The sequence below is a fragment of the Bacillus sp. RO1 genome (genome assembly GCF_012524115.1).
Taxonomy (GTDB): Bacteria; Bacillota; Bacilli; order Bacillales; family Bacillaceae_I; genus Sutcliffiella_A.
This window is the reverse complement of sequence record NZ_JAAZWB010000052.1, coordinates 41,865-66,345: the sequence shown is the minus strand read 5'-3', so window position 1 is coordinate 66,345 and position 24,481 is coordinate 41,865. Positions and strand designations below refer to the sequence as shown.

Annotated in this window: 20 protein-coding genes, 1 pseudogene and 1 other annotated feature; of the genes and pseudogenes, 4 read left to right on the top strand and 17 right to left on the bottom strand. The window is 41.4% G+C overall.

Annotation, left to right across the window (positions count from 1 at the left end; genetic code table 11):
• Positions 1 to 82: 82 nt before the first annotated feature.
• Positions 83 to 329: a binding site (T-box leader), on the bottom strand.
• A 182-nt stretch (positions 330 to 511) separates the two neighbouring features.
• The 3 genes and pseudogenes from HC179_RS06215 to HC179_RS21330 all read left to right on the top strand — a co-directional run bounded on the left by HC179_RS06215 (position 512) and on the right by HC179_RS21330 (position 2,153).
• Positions 512 to 700, top strand: coding sequence for a hypothetical protein (locus HC179_RS06215; RefSeq protein ID WP_010195840.1), 189 nt, complete (start codon positions 512 to 514; stop codon positions 698 to 700).
• Between the two features lie 148 nt (positions 701 to 848).
• A pseudogene (locus HC179_RS21335) lies at positions 849 to 1,385 on the top strand (protoglobin family protein); the annotation flags it as partial.
• A 222-nt stretch (positions 1,386 to 1,607) separates the two neighbouring features.
• Complete coding sequence (locus HC179_RS21330) at positions 1,608 to 2,153, top strand: methyl-accepting chemotaxis protein (protein WP_481747956.1); 546 nt, start codon at positions 1,608 to 1,610, stop codon at positions 2,151 to 2,153.
• Positions 2,154 to 2,378: 225 nt separating this feature from the next.
• On the opposite strand, the gene HC179_RS21270 is transcribed toward HC179_RS21330, so the two are convergent.
• The 9 genes from HC179_RS21270 to hemA all read right to left on the bottom strand — a co-directional run bounded on the left by HC179_RS21270 (position 2,379) and on the right by hemA (position 12,981).
• Positions 2,379 to 3,515: a restriction endonuclease gene (locus tag HC179_RS21270; protein ID WP_346775127.1), complete on the bottom strand. Its 1,137-nt coding sequence runs from the start codon at positions 3,513 to 3,515 to the stop codon at positions 2,379 to 2,381.
• Positions 3,516 to 3,665: 150 nt separating this feature from the next.
• Positions 3,666 to 4,706 carry a spore coat protein YsxE gene (ysxE, locus tag HC179_RS06200; RefSeq protein ID WP_168863551.1) on the bottom strand — a complete coding sequence of 347 codons (1,041 nt, stop codon included), beginning with the start codon at positions 4,704 to 4,706 and terminating at the stop codon, positions 3,666 to 3,668.
• Positions 4,707 to 4,790: 84 nt separating this feature from the next.
• On the bottom strand, positions 4,791 to 6,050 hold the full coding sequence (gene spoVID, locus HC179_RS06195; RefSeq protein WP_168863550.1) for a stage VI sporulation protein D: 1,260 nt from the start codon (positions 6,048 to 6,050) through the stop codon (positions 4,791 to 4,793).
• A 476-nt stretch (positions 6,051 to 6,526) separates the two neighbouring features.
• A complete protein-coding gene (gene hemL / locus HC179_RS06190; protein ID WP_168863549.1) occupies positions 6,527 to 7,816 on the bottom strand; it encodes a glutamate-1-semialdehyde 2,1-aminomutase in 1,290 nt (429 codons plus the stop codon).
• A gap of 250 nt (positions 7,817 to 8,066) precedes the next feature.
• Entirely contained in the window at positions 8,067 to 9,050 is a 984-nt protein-coding gene (gene hemB, locus HC179_RS06185; protein ID WP_168863548.1) for a porphobilinogen synthase, read from the bottom strand.
• Position 9,051: 1 nt separating this feature from the next.
• A complete protein-coding gene (locus tag HC179_RS06180; protein ID WP_168863547.1) occupies positions 9,052 to 9,798 on the bottom strand; it encodes a uroporphyrinogen-III synthase in 747 nt (248 codons plus the stop codon).
• Positions 9,798 to 10,730 carry a hydroxymethylbilane synthase gene (gene hemC / locus HC179_RS06175; RefSeq protein WP_168863546.1) on the bottom strand — a complete coding sequence of 311 codons (933 nt, stop codon included), beginning with the start codon at positions 10,728 to 10,730 and terminating at the stop codon, positions 9,798 to 9,800. Before hemC ends, HC179_RS06180 begins: the two co-directional genes overlap by 1 nt.
• Before the next feature lie 31 nt (positions 10,731 to 10,761).
• A complete protein-coding gene (locus HC179_RS06170) occupies positions 10,762 to 11,595 on the bottom strand; it encodes a cytochrome C assembly family protein (RefSeq protein ID WP_168863545.1) in 834 nt (277 codons plus the stop codon).
• A 15-nt stretch (positions 11,596 to 11,610) separates the two neighbouring features.
• Positions 11,611 to 12,981, bottom strand: coding sequence for a glutamyl-tRNA reductase (gene hemA / locus HC179_RS06165; protein WP_168863544.1), 1,371 nt, complete (start codon positions 12,979 to 12,981; stop codon positions 11,611 to 11,613).
• A 251-nt stretch (positions 12,982 to 13,232) separates the two neighbouring features.
• Here hemA and HC179_RS06160 point away from each other — a divergent pair, with 251 nt between their 5' ends.
• Positions 13,233 to 13,715, top strand: coding sequence for a LiaF transmembrane domain-containing protein (locus HC179_RS06160; protein WP_168863543.1), 483 nt, complete (start codon positions 13,233 to 13,235; stop codon positions 13,713 to 13,715).
• 371 nt (positions 13,716 to 14,086) lie between these two features.
• On the opposite strand, the gene HC179_RS06155 is transcribed toward HC179_RS06160, so the two are convergent.
• The 8 genes from HC179_RS06155 to clpX all read right to left on the bottom strand — a co-directional run bounded on the left by HC179_RS06155 (position 14,087) and on the right by clpX (position 24,367).
• Complete coding sequence (locus HC179_RS06155; RefSeq protein WP_168863542.1) at positions 14,087 to 14,818, bottom strand: amino acid ABC transporter ATP-binding protein; 732 nt, start codon at positions 14,816 to 14,818, stop codon at positions 14,087 to 14,089.
• A gap of 10 nt (positions 14,819 to 14,828) precedes the next feature.
• Positions 14,829 to 15,491: an amino acid ABC transporter permease gene (locus tag HC179_RS06150; protein WP_168863541.1), complete on the bottom strand. Its 663-nt coding sequence runs from the start codon at positions 15,489 to 15,491 to the stop codon at positions 14,829 to 14,831.
• A 267-nt stretch (positions 15,492 to 15,758) separates the two neighbouring features.
• A complete protein-coding gene (locus tag HC179_RS06145) occupies positions 15,759 to 16,544 on the bottom strand; it encodes a transporter substrate-binding domain-containing protein (protein WP_168863540.1) in 786 nt (261 codons plus the stop codon).
• Between the two features lie 294 nt (positions 16,545 to 16,838).
• The gene (locus tag HC179_RS06140; RefSeq protein ID WP_168863539.1) at positions 16,839 to 18,038 is read right to left on the bottom strand and encodes a DHHA1 domain-containing protein; all 1,200 of its coding nucleotides are present in this window, start codon (positions 18,036 to 18,038) and stop codon (positions 16,839 to 16,841) included.
• Between the two features lie 71 nt (positions 18,039 to 18,109).
• A complete protein-coding gene (gene yihA, locus HC179_RS06135) occupies positions 18,110 to 18,694 on the bottom strand; it encodes a ribosome biogenesis GTP-binding protein YihA/YsxC (protein ID WP_060664863.1) in 585 nt (194 codons plus the stop codon).
• Complete coding sequence (lon, locus tag HC179_RS06130) at positions 18,691 to 21,015, bottom strand: endopeptidase La (RefSeq protein WP_168863538.1); 2,325 nt, start codon at positions 21,013 to 21,015, stop codon at positions 18,691 to 18,693. The genes yihA and lon overlap by 4 nt, the downstream gene beginning before the upstream one ends.
• Positions 21,016 to 21,256: 241 nt before the next feature.
• A complete protein-coding gene (lonB, locus tag HC179_RS06125; RefSeq protein ID WP_168863537.1) occupies positions 21,257 to 22,942 on the bottom strand; it encodes an ATP-dependent protease LonB in 1,686 nt (561 codons plus the stop codon).
• Positions 22,943 to 23,098: 156 nt separating this feature from the next.
• Positions 23,099 to 24,367, bottom strand: coding sequence for an ATP-dependent protease ATP-binding subunit ClpX (gene clpX / locus HC179_RS06120; RefSeq protein ID WP_148987816.1), 1,269 nt, complete (start codon positions 24,365 to 24,367; stop codon positions 23,099 to 23,101).
• Between the last annotated feature and the right edge of the window lie 114 nt (positions 24,368 to 24,481).

Sequence of the window (24,481 nt, the reverse complement as noted above, 5' to 3'; positions counted from 1 at the left end):
CCTCCCACCGGAGTCTTCGCCTTTCGATCCAATCACCAGCTGCAAATCTTTAGAACCAAATAAAAAACTCCCTTCATCCAAATAAAAGGACGAAAGGAGTTAAGTTTCGCGGTACCACCTTTTTTTACAGGGTGAAAATAGATAGACTATCCCCTGTACACTCAAATCTGTTAACGGCTCTCCACCGGTTTCAACTACTAGACGCAGTGCGTTCGCTGAAACTACTCGAGGGCGACCTTCCAATCCGACATTCCTGAGAAACCTTTCAGCTAATGGTTTCCCTCTCTAAAGGGGTCTGCAATTGTACTCTTCCCTGTCACTGTATTTGATCGTTATCTTATTACCTTACTATGTTACATAAAGGATATGCTAATAGTCAATAAGCTTCTCCAATTTTTTAATAAGTTATGCACAAAAAGAAATATTTGTTCCGAACTGGGCACTATTTTCCGCTCCAAATCATATCTTAGGTATATATACATCGAGAAAAGTGTGCTTAAGGAGGTACCATATGCGAAAATATAACCCTTATTCCTTGCCGCCTTGGTTGAGACAGGTTCGAGGGGTATGCGCACAATTCATCATTCCTATCTGTGTCTTTCAAGGAATACGTACCATCTTTCTTCCCACTACCTTTGACGTTCTGATACTTGCCATCTGCATCGTGGTTGCCATTTGCTTTCATTTGGAATGGATTTAGGCCACCTGAAAAACTGCCTCTAAAATATTGAGGCAGTTTTTATTTGGTTTTTCGACACATTACCTGTAGCTTATTTCCTATGAATCATCCATAATACTACATAAAGATATGAATTTTCTACCAATTTCGACTTTAAAAGGAGACGTCCATGATTTCATTTATGCAAAAACCTAAAAAAGTTCCATACACTGCTGAGATGCAATTTCCGGAAAGAAAAGATGTTGTCGGCCATTCAAAGGATGCGGATCTGGCAAGCCGCCTTTTTTATATGGGTTTCACAAAAGAACATCTGCTAGCATTACAAAATGCGAAGCCTATCATATTTGAACTACTAGATGAAGTACTGGAAAAGGTACTGGAACATTTATATAAACAACCTCCGATGAAACAGGTTGCCACAAGCAACTCTAGTAAGGAAAGACTGAAGGCCGTATTTGTTCTCTATTTTCAAAGTTTGTTAAGCGGACAACTTGATGAAGACTTCTATAAGATGCGAAAAAGAATCGGTCAAACTCACAACGGGGTTCATCTGCCTGTCACATGGTTTTTAGCGACTTATTCCGCCATGCAGACCCTTCTCCTGCCGAAAGTGGTGGAGTTGCTTCAGGACAGTCCAAAAGACCTTGTCACTACTTTAACCGCGTTGACACATATTATAAACTTGGACTCACAGCTTGTCGTGGAAGAGTATATCCATGTGCGTATCGACTTGCTGGAACAAGCAAATGAAGCAAATCGTACATTGCAGGCTGAGCTTACCAAAATTAGTGAAGAAGTCGCCGGTACCGTGTCAGAAACGGAGGAGACGATCCAAACAGTCACCCTAAAAGCCGAAGAAGTTTTAAAAGACACCGATCTCACACAAAAAAGCAGCCAAAACTTGTTGCATCTAACGAATGACAATGAGATGCAGATGGAGAAAATGGTAGGAAATTTTGAGGAAGTCATGAAGGAAGTCAGCCAATCACTTGAAGAGATGCATACATTGAAATCTGTATCAGAAGAAATTATCACGATGACACAAGGCATTGATAATATCGCGGATCAGACCAATCTATTGGCCTTGAACGCTTCCATTGAAGCAGCACGTGCCGGTGATGAAGGTCGCGGATTTGCGGTGGTTGCAAGTGAAGTACGGAAACTTGCCGAAAGCTCGAAGGAACTTAGCAGCAAAATCAAAGTACTTATCGATAAGAGTGATCACCAAATCACCAATGTGACGAGCATGATGTCATCGATGCACAAGGTGACCGAGCAGTCTCAGCAAAATATCGTCCAAGTGAAGGGTGGCATTGTCACAGTCAAAATGGAGATGGATAACTACCTAGACCGTTTTAACAAAAATAAAGCAGACCTCGATATCATTGTTAATTCTTTTAAAGAAATCAATGAATCGACAGTCAGCTTGTCGATGTTGACTGATACTTTGTTGCAAAAAGCTGTGAATAGGTAACTAATAAATACGACCTATATATATTTTACACTTACCTGTTGATTTTCGTTCCATGCGCTTCGCTTTCCACGGGCGGTCCGGGAGCCTCCTCACTTCGTTGCAGGGTCTCCCATCTCCCTTCCTCCCGTAGGAGTCTGCGCGCCTTCCACTACAATCAACATGGTTACTGCTTTTAAATTAGTTAAATTTAACTCTCATGAACAAGGATACATGTCTACCATCGAATTATTGATCTTTAAAAAAATCATAATCAATACTTTTAATTACAAACGTTTCACTGATATCTACACCAACATTGTGATCAATCATAAGTTTAGCTAATTGTTTTCCATCAATTAATATTATCTTTTTTGCTTCTAAACGTTCTGCATATTGCTTTGCATTATCTGTAAAGTAAGAAGTAGTAATGAACACTCCTTTTCTTGCACCCTTACCGTCTAATGCACCAGAAAAACTTTGTACAATATCCCTACCAACTGAATTAGTAGCTCCATATCGTTTTGCTTGAACATAAATATTGTCAAGACCTAACTTGTCCTCTTTTATAACTCCGTCCAACCCTTCGTCATTCGTTCGTTGTGTAACTTTTCCATCACCATATCCCATAACAGTCAATAACTCAATTACAATATCTTCAAACTTAATCCAATGGACATTGCGTAATTGTTTTAGTAATGTTTCTGCCAATTCCTGTTTTAGTTCATCCAATTTTTCTTTAACTATAGTGAGGGGATCAATAACCTTTTCAAGTTCTTCTATTTCTTCTTCGATTTCATTCATATTTTCAGTTAATAGTTCAAGACCCTCGTCTGTAATTTGGTAAGTAAGTTTATTAACTTCTTCAATATAGTTCTCCTTTTTTAAACTATACCTTACACTTCGTACTCTAGATAAAAAGATGATGTCAGATGTATTCTCATATTTCATGACTTGTTGTTCACCCGTTAATCGAAAATGATTTACTAGCTTTTCTGTTATTTCACTGGCTGGATAGGCTTTTCCATCTTTAATCATATGTAAATAAGGAATCATCATTTCTTTTATAGAAGGAATTGATTCTTTTACATTCTTTATTGAACTATTAGAATTAAACTTGTCAAATAAAGCCTTTTCTTCTTTTTTGTTCTTGGGTACTCCTTCATTTGAAAAAAGCAGCTTTATTTCTGCTGAGTTTAACCCAGTTTCATTCAGCCTTTTTAAAAGCTTCATAATTCGTAATGACTCAGTATTGTACATAACTCTAGTACCTGTTAATTCTTCTGGAATATACTCTTTAAAATGCTTTACCCATCTACGGCCATTTGCTTCCGACCAGCCAACAATTTCTGACATTTTCTTTTTTGAGTATAGTAGTTTTTTCACTTATCTCCCTCCAATCTAACCAAATTTCTTACGTTATTAATATATTAACATGAATTTACTTCATTTTATGTAAGTATATTCCTAATAAGTAAGGTATTTTAAAAATCAAATTGATAATAACTATTTATCAATGAAAAGGCCCATCCCAGCTTAACTGGTTTGGGCCTCTTTGTTTTTATTTTGCTCTTCAATCTGATTGATCCTGCCTGCTACATACTCAATATTTTTGGCTAGCCAATAGCTTCCCTGAATTTTTTTTACCAATTCCCTTTCCGAAAGAACTCGCCTTTGGTTTGGATTCTGCGGCTGTTGAAACTGCGTTACTGCCTGCATAAAAGACGCGGGATGAGAAAGATAACTTAGTGTAAGATCTTTTTCATATTCTTGGAGGCTAAAACCTTTTTGATATACATAGAACCAGTCAATACAGTCATCACAGAAAAGTGGATATGTTCGTAAATATCGTTGATAGAAGGAGATAAGGTCGTTTGCAGGTGCAGCTTGCTTTGCTCGTTCCCAGCTAATAAAATAGCCCCTGCCCTCTGTATCTTTGACAAAGTGGTGAAACGAAACCCTTCCATGTGTCATGGCCACACGGTGTTTTTTCGTTTCCTTAACCGCCTCCTGCCAGTTTTCCAGCTTCTGCAGGGAGAATTTCTGAGCAAGTGATATTTCATGAGCGTAGGTGCAAACTTGAAGCTCAAAGGGGGACATATACAGCCTTTTCTCACATACATCCACAAATTTCTCTAAGTCTTCTTGCTCTTTCGTCCATTCCTCCGAAAGCCGGTCGTAAAATGCGGTAATCTCCTCTTCTGGATATTCCTTTTCTTGTACAGTCATGCTATGAAGTTTGGCAAGCTCTTTGAACATCAAGCTGTCTTTGAAATCCAGCTCCCTCTCCTCATTGTCCTCAATCCACGGCATCAAGTAGTATGCATCTGAATAACTTTCAATAAAATAATAGCCTTGTCTTGTCTGATAGATGGGAACCACCGTCTTGATTCCACGCTGAAAGAGGGAATGAATATTGCGGAACAATGGATATGCCTGTTCTTTTTTAATTTTTTTAAGGGCAAATGCACCTTTATTCGTTGCAACTCTCCAAACCCCACTATGCTGTTCTATAAATTCAGGTACGATGCCATATTGATACATTAACTCTTCTACGCTTTGCTCATTTGTCTGCATCGCGAAAACTCACTTCCTCTGATATTTTCAGGTAAAAAAGAAGTGAGAAAAGGTCACCCCTTCCTCACTTTCCTCCAAAGCCGGTTATTGACTCTTAGAGGAAGCCTTTACCGGAATATATAACAACTGCCCTTCGTTAATATGATCATCTGTGGAAAGCCTATTGACCCTGATCAACTGCTGAATGGAGACATCATATCGTTCAGCTATATGGTCCATCGACTCTCCTTGCTGCACAATGCATATTTTCAATTTGGTGAAATCATCTCCACCTTCATCTGCAAAAATTTTAGTCAGGGATAAATCATTCTCATCCCTTGGCTCATCGGAATGCTCCTCATATTGCTGCGGATCTGCAACCGCCTGTTGGCCTTTCCTTTTATCAAATAAGGAAACAACGTTTGATGCTTCGTCCTCGTTTTGATAGTGTTTACCTGCATGTAAGGAATGTAGCGGGGCATAAGCGTCCTCTTCTTTATTTTGATAAATAAAGTCAGCAGGATTATATGGCGCTTCTTCCTCTACAACAGGAGACTTTCTGGCTTCCACTTCAAACGGGGCATATTCACCATCTTCATTGTAATTGTATTGCATATTCCTATCTACTTCATCTTGATTGAGGATCTCTTCTTCTTCGTCTTCATCGTCCTCTGTATAGTACTGGTAGTTATCTTCTTCGTATTCGTTATCGGAGTTTGCACTGCGATACATTGGTTCGTATTCGAAAGCCTCTTCTTGTTCTTCTTGTGTAGCTTCTGTTTCTTGTTGTGTTTCTTGTTCTGTTTCTTGATCTGTTTCTTGATCGTAAAGGTGTGATTGATTTTGTGAAGCATAAGACTCTTCATGGTCCCGGTTAGGTTCCACTTCATACTCAAATGATTCTTCCTGATCCTCTTCCCAGGCTGGGGCACTTTGCTGATGCCCATAAATACCAGAGATGGACAACTCCGCATCCAATTGCAGGCATCCTCGAGTTGGGACGCTGTAGTCGAATGACTCTATCGCCACATAAATATCGTCTAAACTTTGAATTCTGTTCTTTGGTATCGTAATATCGACTGGAAAGCGATGATTCAATACGCAGACACCATCTTCTCGCTGCTCTACTTCCTGTACAACACGGGCTTGAGGTTGATACTCCTCCTCATCGTCCGCCTCCGCATTCACATGATATTCCCCCGCTAATAATAAAGCTCCACGTATGGAAACATATTGGTCCTGCTCATAAATTTGTATATCAGGATCTAACGCAATGGAGATAAGCTCAGATACTTCCTGTCCCTTTTGAAACCATATCGATTCCTCTACTGAAAACCGCAAGCACGATTGCTGTTCTGAAGACAAAGGGGTTCCTCCTTTCACACCTATCAAAAATTTACTATATCAATAAAGATGTATGATGGAATTTGGGAGAATATGAATAGTTAAAAGAAAAATTTGAAGGGGGGTCAGACCCTTGCAGGAGATTTACGACGTGTGTCGAAGGGGGCTTTTCATTCTGGGGCGTTAGTTAGATTGTATGATTTGGGTGGTGATTTGATGTTATGGTGTTTGTTTTTAGTGGTATTTTGGTGGAGGTTTGGGGTTTAAGTGTAGAAGGTATCTTATGAACGGTAGAAGGGAGGCTGGGAAATGCAGAAGTTGTTTTGAAAAGTGTAGAAGGTTATCCAGGAAATGTAGAAGCTCACATGGGAAATGCACAACACTCTTTGCACCGCATGACCACCACCCAAAATTCACCTAAACACCCCAAAAAAACCCGCCCTCATGCAAACTAATGCATCAGGGCGGGCCTCCTTACTACTCATAGAAACTAATCTTTATCCTTTTATCGCAGAAAACGATTTTTCAATCGCTTCTAATGTCTTTTCAATATCCTCATCACTATGAGCTGTGGATAAGAACAATCCTTCGAACTGGGATGGTGGTAGGAATACTCCATTGTTTGCCATCTCACGGAAGAACTTTGCGAAATAACCTAAATCCGAAGACTTCGCTACATCATAGTTAACAACTTCCTCACTATTGAAGAAGAAACCGATCATAGAACCTGCACGGTTAACCGATACAGGCACATTGTACTTCTCACCTAAAGCGACAATCCCCTCTTCTAATCGATCCGCTTTTTTGCCGAACTCTTTATACGTTTCAGGTGTCAATTGGGCTAAGGTTTCATATCCAGCTGTCATGGCAAGCGGGTTACCAGACAATGTTCCAGCCTGATAGATCGGTCCGCTTGGAGCAACCTGCGCCATAATCTCGGCTTTACCGCCGTATGCACCAACAGGCAGACCGCCGCCGATTACTTTTCCAAGACATGTCAAGTCAGGTGTTACGCCGTAATATCCTTGCGCACAATGGTAATCCACACGGAAACCTGTCATTACCTCATCAAAAATCAATACTGCGCCATATTCTGTCGTTACCTCACGCAAGCCTTCCAAGAAACCTGGTTGAGGCGGAACCACTCCCATGTTACCTGCAACAGGCTCCACAATGACACCAGCGATGTCGTCTCCGAATTCCTTGAATGCATAACGGATGCTTTCCAAGTCATTGTAAGGTACAGTAATCGTGTTTTGCGCGACACCTTCAGGGACACCAGGGCTGTCAGGCAATCCAAGCGTAGCGACACCAGAACCTGCTTTAATCAAGAGGGAATCGCCATGGCCATGGTAGCAGCCTTCAAACTTGATGATTTTGTTGCGTCCTGTGTATCCACGTGCTAAACGAAGCGCACTCATCGTAGCTTCTGTTCCGGAGCTCACCATTCGCACTACTTCGATGGAAGGTACTCTTTCAATAACTAGCTTTGCAAGCTCGTTCTCGATAAGTGTCGGAGCACCAAAGCTTGTCCCTGATTCTGTTACTTTTTTAATTGCTTCCACTACGCGATCATTGGAGTGGCCGTGAATTAGGGGTCCCCATGAAAGGACATAATCTATGTATTCGTTCCCGTCCACATCGTAAATTTTAGAGCCTTTTCCTCGCTCCATGAAGATTGGGTCCATGTCTACTGATTTAAAGGCACGTACTGGGCTGTTCACGCCGCCTGGCATCAGTTTGGACGCTTCTATAAAAGCTTCTTTAGACTTTTCATAACTTCTCATTCTTCTATCATCCTTTCTTTTATCTGAAATGGATTACAACTAAACTTAACCGTTCCTTTTCGCTGCAGGCACTTGCTTTCCGCGGGCGGTCCGGAAGCCTCCTCGGCTGCGCCTGCGGGGTCTTCCCTGTCCCTTCCTCCCGCAGGACAAGGAATGCTTCGACAGCAAGACATCGCACGAAGAAAATGCGTAGGCATTTTCGAGGAGTCAAGTGCCTTCCGCTCCAATCCACTCATCCTAGTAAATCAGGTTATTTCTTCTCATCCAACCAACGAGCCACGTCTTTTGCGTAGTAGGTGATGATTAAGTCTACACCGGCGCGCTTCATGCCGATTAGTTTTTCCATCACCACTTCTTGTTCGTTGATCCATCCGTTCATGGCTGCCGCTTTGATCATGGAGTATTCGCCACTCACATTGTAGGCTACAACCGGAACATTGAAGTTGTTTTTCACATCACGGATGATGTCCAAGTATGCCATGGCAGGCTTCACAATTAGGAAGTCCGCTCCTTCTAGCATGTCAGACTCTGCTTCACGAAGTGCTTCTTGGCGATTGGCAGGGTCCATTTGATACGTTTTTCTGTCTCCAAATTGAGGAGAGCTGTGCGCTGCATCACGGAATGGACCGTAGAAAGCGGAAGAGTATTTTACTGCATAGGACATGATTGGTACATCTTCAAAGCCGTTCTCATCCAACCCAGCGCGTATTGCCGCAACAAATCCGTCCATCATGTTAGAAGGAGCAATGATGTCCGCACCTGCACGCGCTTGGCTGACAGCTGTGCGCGCCAACAGGTCAAGTGTTGGATCATTTAAAATCCGACCCTCTTCCACAATTCCACAATGTCCGTGGGACGTATATTGACACAGGCATGTATCTGCAATGACCACAAGCTCAGGGAAGCTTTCTTTAATTTGTGAGATAGCCTGCTGCACAATGCCATGGTCATGGTAAGCTTGCGTTCCCACTTCATCTTTTTCTTTCGGCACACCGAACACAATAACTGATTTGATGCCGAGGTCCGTAACTTCCGCCATTTCTGCATTCAACAGGTCCAAGGACAGGTGGTATACGCCTGGCATAGAAGGAACTTCATTGCGGATATTTTCCCCTTCCACCACAAAGATTGGGTAGATGAAGTCTTCCTTATGTAGGTATGTTTCACGCACCAATGAGCGCATGTTATCTGAATTTCGTAATCTGCGATGACGAGTAAATTGCAAGTCTTTCATATTATGTATCCTCCCTTTTAAAATATTGCACGATCTCTTCTAAGAGACCGTCCATTGTATACTCAGATGGACTGATTGCCACATTAATTCCCGCTTTTTCTGCAGCATTTCTGGTTATTGGGCCAATGGTTGCCACCGGACCTTTTGGCAGCCCGAAAAGTTCCATATAATTATGTACGGTTGAAGGGCTGGTAAATGTGTATAGGTCAACTTTTCCCTCTTTCAGCCATTTCCATTCCTTCTCCTCTGGTACACGAATCTTGTTTTCATATACGACTATCTGCTTAACATTGTACCCTATTCTATTAAGTTCTTCACGTAAAAGGGGCCGAGCGAGATTGCCTTGAATGAGCAAAATAGAACTGATTGTCTCTTTTGCAAAACTTTCTATCAAATCTTCTGCAGAAAACCTATTTGGGACAAGGTCCACTTTATATCCAAGCGCTTCCAATGCTTGTTTTGTTTTAGCTCCGACCACTGCAATCTTGTTTGGCAAATGACCTTGATAGAGTTCAAAGAAATACTTCACACCGTTTACACTCGTATAAACAATCCACTCATAGTCTGGTATGTTTGACTTAATATCGGCAGCGACCTTTTCTTTATCCGAAACATGCTGAAATTGAATAAGAGGGACTTCAAGCGAGGTCCCTCCGAGTGACTGAATCTGCTTGGAAAAGTACCTTGCCTGCTCATTGCTTCTTGTAATAAGAATGCGTTTATCGGCTAAAGGCAAAGTACGATCCATTATTGATCCAGCTCCTTTTTCACATCATCAATTAATTTCTTTCCACCCTGTTCAGTCAGACTTTCAGCAGCTTCCAATCCGACCTTCACAGCATCTGTTCCTGTAATTCTTTCTTTATAAAGTACAGATCCGTCTGGTGCACCTACTAGTACCGTCAGCGTGATGTTGTCATCCTGGCCAACAGAGGCATATCCTGCGATAGGCACCTGGCATCCGCCTTCCATTTTGTGAAGGAAAGCACGTTCCGCCGTGACTGCTTTTTGAGTCACAGAATCCGTGAACAAACCTAAAGCTTCAAGCAATTCAGTATCATCTTCCCGGCATTCTATGGAAAGAGCCCCTTGTCCAACAGCTGGCAAGCATAGATCCTCATCAAGGAATTCTGTCACAACATCTTTTGACCATCCCATTCTTGCAAGCCCTGCTGCGGCTAAAATAATGGCATCATAGTCTTCGTTTTGAAGCTTTGCGAGACGCGTATCAATATTCCCTCGAATCCATTTGATCTCAAGATCAGGACGTTTGGCAAGCAGCTGTGCTCCACGGCGCAGACTGCTAGTTCCCACAATGGATCCACTTGGAAGATCAGCAAATTTCACATGGTCCTTAGAGATGAATGCATCGCGATGATCTTCACGAAAAGGAATGCAACCAATCATCAAGCCCTCCGGTAAAACAGCCGGCATATCTTTCATGCTGTGAACAGCCATGTCTATTTCTTTATCAAGCATCGCCTGCTCAATTTCTTTTACAAAAAGACCTTTCCCACCAACTTTAGATAAAGTGACATCAAGGATTTGATCTCCTTTTGTAACAATTTCCTTCACTTCAAAATCAAAAGGCGCACCTAATGCCTTCAGTTGATCGATGACCCAGTTCGTTTGGGTTAAAGCAAGCTTACTTCTTCTAGAACCTACAATTATTTTTCTCATATTTCCTCCTTACCCAAAGCCGATGGGATTCCTATAAGATCCAAAAATGAAAATTTGATAATCTGCCAAACAAGAAAAAGTTGATAAGGACGACTAAAAACGCAGCAATATTCCAGTTTGCTATAGCCTTTCCACTAATTCCTTTGGCAAGTCTTTGATAAAAATAATAACTGTATGCAGTAATGACAATGAAAGAGCCAACCACTTTCATGTCATACCATTGAAATTCAGACAATTTAACAGACGCCCAAATGCTACCTAATATTAACGAAAGCAATAGCATCGGCACTCCGATTACATTCAATACATAGGACATATGATCAAGTTTCGCCAAATCCTGAATCCGCAATAACCGTTTGCCCCACTTTTTCTCCTTTAACAGCCGATATTGAATGACATATAACAAGGAAAATACGAAAGACAGGGAAAAGGCACCATAAGAAAGGATTGCCATTGTGATATGAATGATGAGTAACTCAGATACTAAGGCTTGCGCAACCACTTGGGATTCATGCTGTACTGGTGTGAATGTATGCAATGCCAATACCAGAAATCCTATTACATTTGTAAAAAACACAATGAAGTCAACTCTTAAGATTCTGTTAATAACGAGAGAAAAGGTAATCAATACCCACGTATAGAAATACATACCCTCATAAAGCGTCAATATTGGGAAGCGACCGGTATCAAGCATTCGTAAAAATAAGAAAACCGTTTGCAATACCCATACAATTGCAAGTAACCAGAAGGCTGTTTTATTTGCCTTCTGGTTATGTTGAAGAAAATCAATAAAATATAAGAGCACGCTTAAGGCATAAAGAAGAATCGTTAATTCGTATAGCCTTGCGATTGTCATCTCTAGCATAGTTAACAGCCTCTCTTACGACCTGTATGTCGCAGCTTGAGGAAGCGGGATTCCTACAGGAGCTGAAGAACTCTTCTCCTTTTTCACAGTATAGTACTGTGATTGAACTTCTTGTTGAACCGCCTCTTCGATATTAAAGATTTTAGTGAACAGTTCTAGAGATTCTTTTGCGTCAGATTGGGCTGAAAGCTCTTTCGCTCGTAAAATTGGGTCGCGCAACATCTGGTTAATGATGCTTTTCGTATGTTTATTTAAGACCTTAATCTCACGCTCCGAAAGATGAGGAAGTTTTCGTTGGATACTTTGCATCGTTTCGGATTGAATATCCAACGCCTTTTGACGTAATGCGGAAATGACCGGAACCACACCAAGTGTGTTCAACCAATGTTTAAACTCCACAATCTCCTCTTCTATGAACAGTTCAATCTCTTCTGCCGCTTTCTTGCGCTCTGCCAAATTGGCATTGACGATTCCCTCAAGATCATCAATATCGTATAAGAAGACGCTCTCTAGCTTATCCAATTCAGGGTCCAAATCCCGAGGAACGGCAATATCCACCATGAAAAGTGGACGGCCTTTTCTCATACGCTCGACATAGGTCATATCGTCTTTAGTTAAAACATAGTCTTTGGCACCGGTAGAAGAGATAAGAATATCCGCTTCTACCAACGCACAGGAAAGCTCCTGCATGGACTTTGCCTGGCCTGCGAAACGATTCGCCAGGTTTGTTGCTTTTTCCATAGTACGGTTAATAACCGTAACTTTTTCTACCCCGTTGCTGTGAAGATTCTGGACGGCGAGTTCTCCCATTTTCCCTGCGCCTAAAATTAATACATGCTTGTTTTTTAAATCCCCGAAAATCTTTTTGGCAAGCTCCACCGCTGCATAACTTACTGAAACGGCATTGGATCCGATATCTGTTTCGGAATGCGCACGTTTCGCTAAAGTGATGGCTTGTTTAAATAATTGATTAAAGATGGTTCCGACCGTTTTATGTTCTTGTGCGGCAAGAAAACTTGTACGGATCTGACCAAGAATTTGTGTTTCCCCAAGTACCATGGAATCTAATCCACAGGACACCCGGTACAAATGCTCGATCGCCCCGTCATGTTCATATATGTTCAAGTAAGGAGAAAACTCTTCCTTGTCTAAACCGAACCAGTCTGCAAGGAAAGCTTTAATATAATAACGTCCAGTATGCAACTGATCGACTACTGCATAAACTTCCGTACGGTTGCAGGTAGAAACAATGATGTTTTCCAAGATGGACTTCTGGTCCTTCAGAGCTACCATTGCCTTATTCAGATCAGCTGGATTAAATGTCAATTTTTCACGTATTTCAACAGGGGCCGTTTTATAATTAACACCGACTACTATGATATGCACTTGTTCGTACACCCCCACAAAAAAATAATATCATCTACTAAAATTATAACATGACTAATGCTAGATACTTTTGTTAAAATGTGAACAAATAGTTTCCAATTAAATAATTAGGATACCTGAAAATACACCGTTTTCATGATTTCTCATAATTATATATTACAAACATTACAATTCTTTTATTCACCAACTTGTACATTAACAGAATTTCATTGTAGAATCAAGGTTTCAGCCTCGATCTTAAGGAGGAAAATATGAAGAAAAATAGCTTTCTGCCTGGTTTGCTTTTATTATTTTTTGGTGCATATTTCCTATTACAACAATTAAACATGGTGTTGTGGGAAGGAATGCTGCACTGGTCCACCATCCTCGTTATTACAGGAATTGCACTTTTATTACAAGCGTATAAACAGAGTGATTATCCTAACATCCTTCCTGGCTTTGTTTTACTAGGAATTGGGCTGCACTTTCAGCTAAAGGATAAGGTAGATGTTTGGCCCGATCACTTTGCTGTTATCATTTTAATTATTGGCATTGGCTTTATTCTTCGTTCACAGAAGACGAAGGGCGGCATGTTTGAGGGAGTCCTGTTGTGCATTCTTGCTAGTTTCTTTCTTTTCTACGATACGTTTATGGAGATGCTAGGTGTGGTAGAGACTGGTGTTGCTAGTTTACATACTTTTTGGCCGGTTTTGTTGATTTTGATTGGTGCGTTTTTTGTTTTTAAGAAGAAATAAGGGAAGACCTACAAGCAATGGAGTGTTATTCCGTTGTTGTAGGTCTTTTTGTTTGTATTGTCTAGACACCGCTGATGATTTCCGCAAACGGCTTCGCTTTCCGTGGGGCGGCCTTTAGCCTCCTCACTTCGTTGCGGGGTCTCAACATTGCCGCTACTCCCCCGCAGGAGTCTACGCCTTTTGCTCCAATCAACAGCTAGAAATCGTTTAACTCCCTGTTTCCTTGCGTTCCAGGTGTTCGCTTTCCGCGGGACGGTGCTTGAGCCTCCTCACTTCGTTGCGGGGTCTCAAGCTACCGTTATCCCCCGCAGGAGTCTCACACCTTACACTCCAGGATACAGGGGAAATCTGTATCACCAAATGATTACTGTTTAGAGTACAGCTTCCAGGAAATCTTTTGTTCGTTGGTTTTTCGGGTTGTTAAAGAGGTCCTGTGGGGGGCCTTCTTCGACGATTTTGCCGTCGTGCATGTAGATGACGCGGTCAGCGACTTCTTGGGCGAAACCCATTTCGTGGGTGACGACGACCATCGTCATGCCTTCTTCAGCGAGCTCTTTCATGGTTTTAAGTACTTCCCCAACCAGTTCAGGGTCAAGGGCAGATGTTGGTTCATCAAAGAGCATGACATCCGGTCTCATGGCAAGGGAACGGGCAATGGCCACACGCTGTTTTTGCCCTCCTGAGAGTTTTTCGGGATATACATCTTCCTTATCAGAGAGTCCGACCTTTGCTAAAAGCTCAGAAGCTCTTTTTTTCGCTTCGGGCTTTTTCAAGCCTTCTACTTGGATAGGGGCTTCCATGACATTTTGCAGTACTGTCTTATGAGGGAAAAGGTGAAAATGCTGAAATACCATCCCGACTTTTTGCCGAACTTTGTTCAGATTATCTTTTTTCACATCAACTTCATTTCCATCAATTACAATAGAACCGCTATCTTTCAATTCAAGAAAGTTTAAACAACGCAGGATAGTACTTTTTCCTGAACCACTAGCTCCAATGAGGCACACAACTTCTTTGTTTTTCACAGTCAAAGATATGTCTTTGAGGACATGTAGGTCCCCAAAAGATTTATTCAGGTCTATTACTTCAATTTTATTACTCATGTCCTACCTCCTATCTTTCACTTGCTGAGAATTTACGTTCTAATAGATTTACAACAATTCCAATCAATCCGACAAGGATCAAGTAGTACACAGAAACGACTAATAAATATGTCATAACGTCATATGAGTTGGCACCTTGCGTTTGTGCAACATTAAACAGCTCATAGTAGCCGATAAATGCAGCAAGGGAGGAATCTTTTAGACAGATAATGAACTGGTTGCCAAGCGGCGGTAATGCTCTTCTAAACGCTTGGGGTAAAATAATTCTTCTCATCGTGAGATTTCCTGTCATCCCAAGTGATCTTCCTGCTTCCATCTGTCCTTTGTCTATGGACTGGATGCTTCCACGGAATATTTCCGCGATATATGCACCGTTATGGAAGGCGAGAGCGAGTGTGACAGACCAGAATTGAGATATCCCAAAAGAGACTAGTCCAAAGTAAAAAACAAAGATCTGAACGATTAGCGGGGTTCCTCGAATTAAAAAAATATAAGTATTGGCAATCCATTCTAACGCTTTTATCTTGGAGATTTTTAAAAAAGCGAAAAACAACCCTATTATTAGTGCTATCGCAATGGAAACCGCTGTGATTTGTAAGGTTCTAATCATCCCTTTAAAAAACATATCGTATGTATTTATAAATGTTTCAAAAAAGTGCAAAAAACTGGGCATGCTGGTTTCACTCTCCTTATATTTAAAATTTGTTGATCGCCGCTGTTGATTTCCGCAAACGGCTTCGCTTTCCGCGGGGCGACCTTGAGCCTCCTCAGGCTGCGCCCTGCGGGGTCTCAACATTGCCGCTACTCCCCCGCAGGAGCCTTCGCCTTTTGCTCCAATCAACAGCTACAAAATCCCTTAAACCGCTGATAAAAAATGTGTGGTGAATGAACACCACACATTTTTCGAACTGGATTTTATAATCAGCTGACGGTCAGCTCGTTATTCTTGCGCATCCGGGTCTGTAGTGATGTCTTCTCCAAAGTACTTTTCACTTATTTCCTTGAGCTTTCCGTTTTCACGTAATGTTTCTAATGCATCATTGATGGCTTCAAGAAGTGCTTCGTTCCCCTTTGCAACTCCGACTGCCTGTTCACTGCGGTCCAGAAGTTCACGGCCTTCTAACTCCATGCCGGATCCAATTGCTTCACGGCCAGTTACAAAGTCCGTTACCACCGCATCATGACGGCCATTGTTCAATGCCTCTAACGCAACTACATCGCTATCATAGTTTTGGATGTTGTCAGAGATATCGCTTACAAGGTCTGCATATGTAGACCCTCTGGAAACCGCAATTTCTTTACCTTCTAGGTCAGCTAATGTTTGGATGTCGCTGTCAGGTCTTACAAAGATCTGAGCCCCAGAATAGTAGTAGGGTGTGGAGAAATCTACTTCCTTCAATCTTTCCTCTGTAATGGTATGACTTGCTACTGCCGCATCAAACCTACCACTTTTTACTCCTTCAACAATACTCGCAAATGTGTACTTCTCCTGATCTGGTTCTAGACCCAGTTCAGCAGCGATGGCTTCCCCGACTTCAATATCGAAACCGGTCATTTCTCCGTTACCATCCGTTACACTAAATGGTGCAAATTCTCCTGAAGAAGCAAACTTGAATTTCCCTTCCTCTACTAACTCATACCCTTCACTTGTTGTCACTTTTCCGCCGCAAGCAGCTAGAATCGTAGACAGCACAAATAATGTGACTAACAATACCCTTTTTTTCAATTTCCAAAATCCCCCTTAGTGTCCATTTTTTCGTCTCCCTTTTATGTTAACAATTACGGAAAACTACCACAAATAAGCTTTAAATGCATATTTGTTAATAATTCAGTAAATTCCAACTTCAGAAGACCTCACTACCCATGTATCGTATGTATGCTCGGAATTGCTCCTTGTACATCCTATTCCCTAATTTTCCAATCTAATAAACATATTTTTCGAAATTTTTCTTATTTTTTGCCAATAAAAAAAGATTTCATAGCCACTATTTCATTTAAGCTATGAAATCTATTCTACTTTTTAATCGTTTGATAAAAGATGTGTTATTTTTTCTAACACTTCTTCCCCTGTCAGCGTGGTTTCTCCCCCACCTTGGACGAAGTTTTCTTTACCTCCTCCTCTTCCATTTATGAAGACAAAGACTTTTTTGGCAACAGACCTCATATCGAGATTAGAGTTGCTTCCTCTAGCCCCGACAAATTGCAGCTTCCCTCCATTTTCAGCGAAAAGAAACACGTTGATGTCGTCATTAGCTGAAACTAATTTCCGTGCCATACTTTGAAGTTCTGCCATCTCCTTATTTTGAAGCACAGACTTTATTAATGTACGACCTGAAACCACTTCCTTTTGGGAAGAAAGAGCAGCTGCTTCGTATTCTAGAAGCTTTTCTTTCATTTCTTTTAGTTCTTTTGCCTGTTCTTTACTTTGCCCTAATATTCTGGTGACCGCTTCTTCCATTCCGTTTTGTGGAGCATTTAATAAAGCGGATAATTTCGAAACGACCTGCTGTTTAGCATGTAGTTGTTTTAAAACGCGACTTCCTGCAACAAAGGACACTCGAATCATGTTCTTTTGTTTTTCTAGAGCAAGTATTTTAAGAGAAGCTACCCCGCCCGTTGAATGAGGGTGTGTTCCTCCACAGCCGTTATAGTCAAAATCAGGGATGATGACTAGACGGATATTTTCAGATACTGACAGCTCTTTTCTTAGTGGATAATTTGTGAGCTCTTCCTTTGTTACCCATTTTGTCTCAATCATGCGATTTTCAAGGATAATCTTATTAACTAGTGCTTCAGCCTCTAGAACTTCCTTTTCTGTCAATTCGTTCGTATCAAGGTCAATGGTAGATACTTCTTTGCCCAGGTGAAAACTTTTTGTTTTGTAAGAAAACAATTCTTCAAACGCAGCAGATAAAAGGTGCTGTCCTGCGTGTTGCTGCATATGATCATATCTTCTATCCCAATCAATGATTCCCTTGACTTCAGATGTTCCTGGAAGTGGGTGCTCCAGGTAATGTCTGATTTCCCCATTGATTTCTTGTACCTCTATGACATTTTGGTCATTTAGGCTACCTGTGTCATACGGTTGCCCGCCGCCTTCTGGATAAAAGGCGGTTTGTTCTAGTACGGCATACCATTTTCCCGATTCATCTTGTGAATGTCTCACCAGCGTTGTCGTAAATCTCTGTATGTATGGGTCTTTGTAAAATAATTTCTGCACCTAAGTCACTCCTCACTTTAAACCAAAAAACTGCGTTCAGAGTATTCTTGCTCTGATTCGCAGTTTCGGTTTTACTTCATTCTTTTTTGCAACATGCCCCAGACTTCATCTTTGCCTTGTCCTGTTTCGGAAGAGAAAAGGATTAGTTCGTCTTCTTTATCCATTCCGAGGGTTTCCCTTATCACTTTTAAGTGTTTTTGCCATTTCCCTTTAGGAATTTTGTCTGCCTTCGTTGCGATGACGACTACTGGAAGCTCGTAATGCTTCAGGTACTCATACATCGTGACATCATCCTTGGACGGCGGATGGCGAAGGTCTACTATTTGCAGGACGGCACGAAGCTGCTCTCTGCTTGTCAAATAGGTTTCCATCATTCTGCCCCATGCATCACGTTCGGATTTCGGGACTTTTGCGAAACCATAACCAGGTACATCGACGAAATGCAACATTTCATTGATCAGATAAAAGTTCAATGTTTGTGTTTTTCCCGGTTTGGAGGAAGTTCTCGCAAGGTTCTTGCGGTTGATCATCTTATTGATAAAAGATGACTTTCCAACATTGGAACGGCCCGCCAAGGCGAATTCCGGCAAAAGCTCACTTGGGTATTGTTCTGGTTTTACGGCACTTATTACTATTTCTGCTTGTGTTACTTTCATTTTTTCTCTCCTGCTAATGCGTGTTCTAACACTTGATCTAAATGTGATACTAAAACAAACGTTAAATCTTTTCGCACACTTTCTGGAATATCATCCAAATCTTTTTCATTCTCTTTAGGTAGTATAACCTTTTTTAAGCCGGCGCGGTGTGCACTCAGGGATTTTTCTTTTAGTCCGCCGATTGGTAGCACACGTCCTCTTAAAGTAATTTCACCTGTCATTCCAACATCTCTTCTGACCGGTCTGCCGGTTAATGCTGAGATGAGGGCAGTGGCCATTGTAATCCCGGCGGATGGACCGTCTTTCGGAACAGCACCTTCTGGGACGTGAATATGGATATCATTTTTCTCATTGAAATCAGGGTCAATATTCAATTCGTCCGCTCGTGAGCGGATAAAACTAAATGCTGCATGGGCAGACTCTTTCATCACATCCCCAAGCTTACCGGTCAACATGAGCTTTCCTTTACCTGGTGATAGGGATACTTCAATGGATAACGTATCGCCACCGACGGTTGTATAGGCAAGACCTGTTGCCACGCCAACCTGGTCTTCTTCTTCTGCCTGTCCGTAACGGAATTTCGGCTTACCAAGGAATTCGGCAAGGTTTTTATCCGTAATAACTACCCTTTTCTTTTCACCAGAAACGATGAGTTTGGCAGCTTTCCTGCAGATAGAAGCAAGTTGTCTTTCCAAACTACGCACGCCTGCTTCACGGGTATGGTGTCGGATAATGGACATTAGCGCTTCGTCTCTGACTTGCAGGAGATTCTTTTGTAAACCATGCTCCTTTGCCTGACGAGGCAGCAGATGGTCTTTCCCTATGTTTAACTTTTCTATTTCTGTGTAACCTGCGATCGTAATGATTTCCATTCTGTCGCGTAAAGGTCCAGGAATGGTAGCCAAATTGTTTGCTGTAGCGATGAACATGACATTAGATAGGTCATAAGGTTCTTCGATATAGTGGTCACTGAAATTAAAATTTTGTTCAGGATCTAATACTTCCAGCAATGCAGAGGAAGGATCTCCCCTGAAGTCATTGGACATTTTGTCTATTTCATCTAAAAGGAAAACCGGATTGATGGTTCCCGCTTTTTTCATGCCCTGGATGATTCGGCCAGGCATGGCACCAACATAGGTTCTACGGTGACCGCGTATTTCAGATTCGTCCCGAACTCCGCCAAGGGAGACGCGGACAAATTTGCGGTCCAAGGACTTGGCAATGGATCGTGCCAAGGAAGTTTTACCGACACCCGGAGGTCCTGCCAAACAAAGAATTGGTCCTTTCAGTGATTTTGTCAGCTGTTGGACGGCTAAGTATTCCAAAACACGTTCTTTTACTTTTTCCAGCCCGAAGTGGTCTTCATTAAGAATTTCTTCCGCTCTGATAATATTTAATTGATCTTCTGTTGCTTCTTGCCAAGGCAGGTTTAACAACCAGTCAATATAGTTGCGGATAACAGAGCTTTCAGCGGAACTGGATGGAATTTTTTCATAGCGGTCAATTTCCTTCAATGCAGTCTTTTTCACATTTTCCGGCATGCCGATCTTTTCGAGTTTCTCTTTAAGGTCCTCAATTTCTCCGCCTTTACCTTCCTTATCGCCAAGCTCTTTTTGGATTGCTTTCATCTGCTCACGAAGGTAATATTCCTTTTGTGTACGTTCCATAGAACGCTTCACTCGCAAACCGATTTTTTTCTCTAATTGCAGTACTTCTTTTTCATTATTTACGTGTTTGATCACTTTGTTCAGACGCTCTTTTACATCACGCGTTTCAAGAATATCCTGTTTTTCTTTCATGTTAATAGGTAAGTGGGATGTAATGATATCCGCCATTCTCCCAGGCTCTGTTATATCAGAAACGGTATGATATGTTTCGACAGTTGTCTTTTTAGAGAGCTTTGTGTATGTATGGAAATAGTCCAGCAAAGTTCTCATTAAGGCTTCGTCTTCAGGATCTTTCTCTTCTGTATCGGGATAGGTCAAAAGTTTGGCTTCCCAATGTGTATCTTTTTCAATAAACTCTTCTATTTTTGCACGTTCTAGTCCTTCCACAAGGACACGGACCGTACCATTAGGAAGCTTTAACATTTGTTTCACTTTTGTCAAAGTACCCCAAGTGTATAGGTCCTCTTTTGTAGGATTGTCCGTTCCCACTTCTTTTTGTGTAGAGAGAACGACAATGTCGTCTCCTAGCATCGCTTGTTCTAATGCTTCTATTGACTTTTCTCTTCCGACATCCAAATGTAACACCATTGTCGGAAAGACCATCAGTCCTCTTAAAGGCAATAATGGAACATGAAATTCCTTATTTGTTGCCATGGTAACACCCCCGTACGCTCTTCCTTTATGTATCTTTGTTCAATTCTATCCTAATTAAATAACTCTGTCTAATTAAAGGGACAGTTTAACTTATAAAAGAGTTTGTTTTATTATCTTTTACAACTTTGCCTAACTTAATATAGAAATGGTAGTAAAAATTTTACCTTTTTAAACGCATTAGTGCAATCAGTAAGGCTTCGTGATGTAAAACAGGCAGACCATCGCAAGGCCTGCCCACCATTTACATGGATTCTGTTTTCGGAATGCTCATTGGTGCATGCAAAATGCTTTCTACGCTCGTTTCGGTAATCTTTTCTCTTAATAAGGTAAGATCAAGGACTTCTTGGAACTCTTTTACCGGAATGACTTCAATGCCGTCAATTTCTTTAATAATCGATTGCATGTTATCAGCTGGAATGATGACTTTCTTTGCACCAGCCTGTTTTGCCGCTTTTATTTTCGGGATGACTCCCCCAATTGGTTTAACAGTTCCGTGGATGCTGATTTCTCCTGTCATTGCGACAAGATTGCTAACTGGAATTTTGAAGATGGCTGAATAAATTCCAGTCGCCATTGCAATTCCTGCTGAAGGTCCGTCAATCGGGATTCCACCTGGAAAATTGACATGGATATCGTAATCAGCAGCAGGAACTCCAAGCTTTCTAAGTACTGTAATAACGTTCTCGATAGATCCTTTTGCCATACTCTTTCTGCGTATGGATTTGCCACCTTGATTACCCATGCTTTCTTCTTCCACAATTCCTGTTATGTTCACCGTTCCTTTTTTCTCTTCGGTAGGAATTGCGGTCACTTCAATTTCAAGAAGCGCTCCTGAGTTAGGTCCGAAAACCGCCAGACCGTTGACAAGTCCAGGCTGTGCCGCTTCTTTTATTTTGTTTTCGTATTTAGGTGCCAATTGACTAGAGTGAACTACCCACTCAATGTCTTCAACCTTTACTGTGTCGCGGTCTTCCGTAATTGCGAGTCCACATGCAATTTGCATCATATTTACGACTTCGCGCCCGTTCCTTGTATAGGAAGCAAGCAGGCTGATACCTTCTTCTTCTACCATCATATTGATTTTAGAAGCCGCATTTCTAGCGACAGCTTCCAGTTCCTCTTGATCTAACTCACGGAAGAAAACTTCCATACATCTAGACCTGATGGCAGGAGGTATTTCATTCGGCGTTCTGGTGGTTGCCCCTACAAGACGGAAATCCGCAGGCAGACCATTTTGAAAAATATCATGAATATGCGTTGGTATTTGGTTATTTTCTTCACTGTAATACGCGCTGTCTAAGTACACTTTCCTGTCTTCCAACACTTTAAGTAATTTGTTCATTTGAATAGAATGAAGTTCACCAATTTCATCGATGAAAAGCATTCCTCCATGCGCATGCGTTACAGCTCCTTGTTTTGGTTGCGGTATACCTGCTTGCCCCATTGCGCCAGCACCTTGATAAATCGGATCATGTACAGACCCAATTAACGGATCTGCAATCCCTCTTTCATCAAAACGAGCAGTTGTTGCATCCAATTCAATAAAAACGGCAGACCCTCTAAAAGGAGACTTTGGATTCCTTTTTGCTTCTTCAAGAACAAGCCTTGCAGCAGCAGTTTTCCCAACTCCTGGAGGTCCATAAATAATGACATGCTGAGGGTTCGGCCCACAAATGGCCGCTTTTAATGCCTTTATTCCATCCTCTTGCCCGACGATTTCTTTGAAGCTTGTTGGTCTTACTTTCTCAGCGAGTGGCTCTGAGAGTGAAATACTTCTCATTTTTCTTAGTTGTTCCATTTCCTTTTTTGATTCTTTATCAATCGTTACTTTTTGCGTCCGTTGGTTTTTGAGCAGGTTCCAGAAATAAAGGCCAATGATGACCCCAAAGAAAAGCTGTATGAACAGTGCTATACCCGTAAAAGACATAGAAACCCTCCTGCATTCTTGATGTGATTATATGGTAGTATCTCCGTGGGATTGGGTAATAATCCAATAAAAAATATTTGGTTAAAATAGGCTTTTGGCGAAAAGATTGGAGGGTATAAAAAAAGCACTCTCCCGTAGGAAAGTGCTCTTTAGTGGTTATGCAGAAGTCTTTTCGTCTTGTTTCAACTCAGACCCATCATCTAAAATCAACTTTGGCGCAACATTGTCAGCAACCGTTTCAGCTGTAATCACACATTTCTTGATATCCTCGCGAGAAGGAAGCTCATACATCACATCAAGCATAAGTCCTTCAATGATAGATCGCAATCCACGTGCCCCAGTTTTTCTTTCGATCGCTTTCTTCGCAATCTCAGACAATGCACCATCTTCAAACTCAAGCTCAACATTATCAAGATCAAGCATCTTTTGATATTGCTTTACAAGAGCATTTTTAGGTTTAGTAAGGATTTCAATTAGAGCATCCTCATCAAGCGGCATTAAGCTCGCTGTAACAGGAAGACGTCCAATGAATTCAGGAATCAAACCGAAACGAAGTAAATCTTCCGGCAATACTTTTCCAAGCAATTCTTTTTGCTCTAAATCATCCGCTTTAGTTTCCGCAGTACCGAAACCGATAACCTTTTTACCTAGACGGCGTTTGATGATTTGCTCGATTCCGTCAAATGCACCACCGCAAATAAATAGGATGTTCGTCGTATCAATTTGGATGAATTCTTGATGTGGGTGCTTACGTCCACCTTGAGGAGGAACGCTTGCTACAGTACCTTCAAGAATTTTCAATAGCGCTTGCTGTACACCTTCACCAGACACATCACGAGTGATGGACGGATTTTCAGATTTACGCGCAACTTTATCAATTTCATCGATGTAAATGATACCTTTTTCAGCTTTCTCCACATCATAATCAGCAGCTTGGATCAGTTTTAGTAGAATGTTTTCTACATCTTCCCCAACATAACCAGCTTCTGTTAAGGAAGTCGCATCTGCAATGGCAAATGGTACATTCAGAATTCTTGCAAGTGTTTGAGCAAGTAGAGTTTTACCGCTACCAGTCGGTCCGATCATGGCAATATTACTCTTTGCAAGCTCAACATCATCAATCTTACTGTTGGAGTTAATACGCTTATAGTGGTTATACACCGCTACAGATAAAGATTTCTTCGCAGACTCCTGACCAATAACATATTCGTCTAAAATATCGCGAATTTCTTTTGGCTTTGGAACGTCCTTGAATTCTACTTCTTCCTCTGTACCCAACTCTTCTTCTACGATTTCCGTACAAAGTTCAATACATTCATCACATATGTATACGCCTGGACCTGCTACAAGTTTACGAACTTGATCTTGTGTTTTTCCACAGAAAGAACACTTCAATTGTCCTTTTTCGTCATTAAATTTAAACAAATTGTTTCACCCCTTATCATTTCTCTCTTTTCCCATCATCGGCTGGTCTCCTAAAAAATGAGAAACTCATCATTCTTAAAAAATAGTTATGTACTGCATTTTACCACATTTTAG

Coding starts and splice junctions, on each gene's coding strand:
- ysxE (WP_168863551.1), bottom strand. CDS start 4,706: ATGCAGACAAATGAGCAAAGCGTAGAAGAGTTAATGTATCAATATGGC.
- hemL (WP_168863549.1), bottom strand. CDS start 7,816: ATGAGAAGTTATGAAAAGTCTAAAGAAGCTTTTATAGAAGCGTCCAAA.
- HC179_RS21330 (WP_481747956.1), top strand. CDS start 1,608: ATGCAGATGGAGAAAATGGTAGGAAATTTTGAGGAAGTCATGAAGGAA.
- HC179_RS06155 (WP_168863542.1), bottom strand. CDS start 14,818: ATGAGTAATAAAATTGAAGTAATAGACCTGAATAAATCTTTTGGGGAC.
- hemC (WP_168863546.1), bottom strand. CDS start 10,730: ATGAGAAAAATAATTGTAGGTTCTAGAAGAAGTAAGCTTGCTTTAACC.
- HC179_RS06170 (WP_168863545.1), bottom strand. CDS start 11,595: ATGCTAGAGATGACAATCGCAAGGCTATACGAATTAACGATTCTTCTT.
- hemB (WP_168863548.1), bottom strand. CDS start 9,050: ATGAAAGACTTGCAATTTACTCGTCATCGCAGATTACGAAATTCAGAT.
- lonB (WP_168863537.1), bottom strand. CDS start 22,942: ATGTCTTTTACGGGTATAGCACTGTTCATACAGCTTTTCTTTGGGGTC.
- HC179_RS06160 (WP_168863543.1), top strand. CDS start 13,233: ATGAAGAAAAATAGCTTTCTGCCTGGTTTGCTTTTATTATTTTTTGGT.
- HC179_RS06215 (WP_010195840.1), top strand. CDS start 512: ATGCGAAAATATAACCCTTATTCCTTGCCGCCTTGGTTGAGACAGGTT.
- HC179_RS06150 (WP_168863541.1), bottom strand. CDS start 15,491: ATGCCCAGTTTTTTGCACTTTTTTGAAACATTTATAAATACATACGAT.
- HC179_RS06180 (WP_168863547.1), bottom strand. CDS start 9,798: ATGGATCGTACTTTGCCTTTAGCCGATAAACGCATTCTTATTACAAGA.
- yihA (WP_060664863.1), bottom strand. CDS start 18,694: ATGAAAGTAACACAAGCAGAAATAGTAATAAGTGCCGTAAAACCAGAA.
- lon (WP_168863538.1), bottom strand. CDS start 21,015: ATGGCAACAAATAAGGAATTTCATGTTCCATTATTGCCTTTAAGAGGA.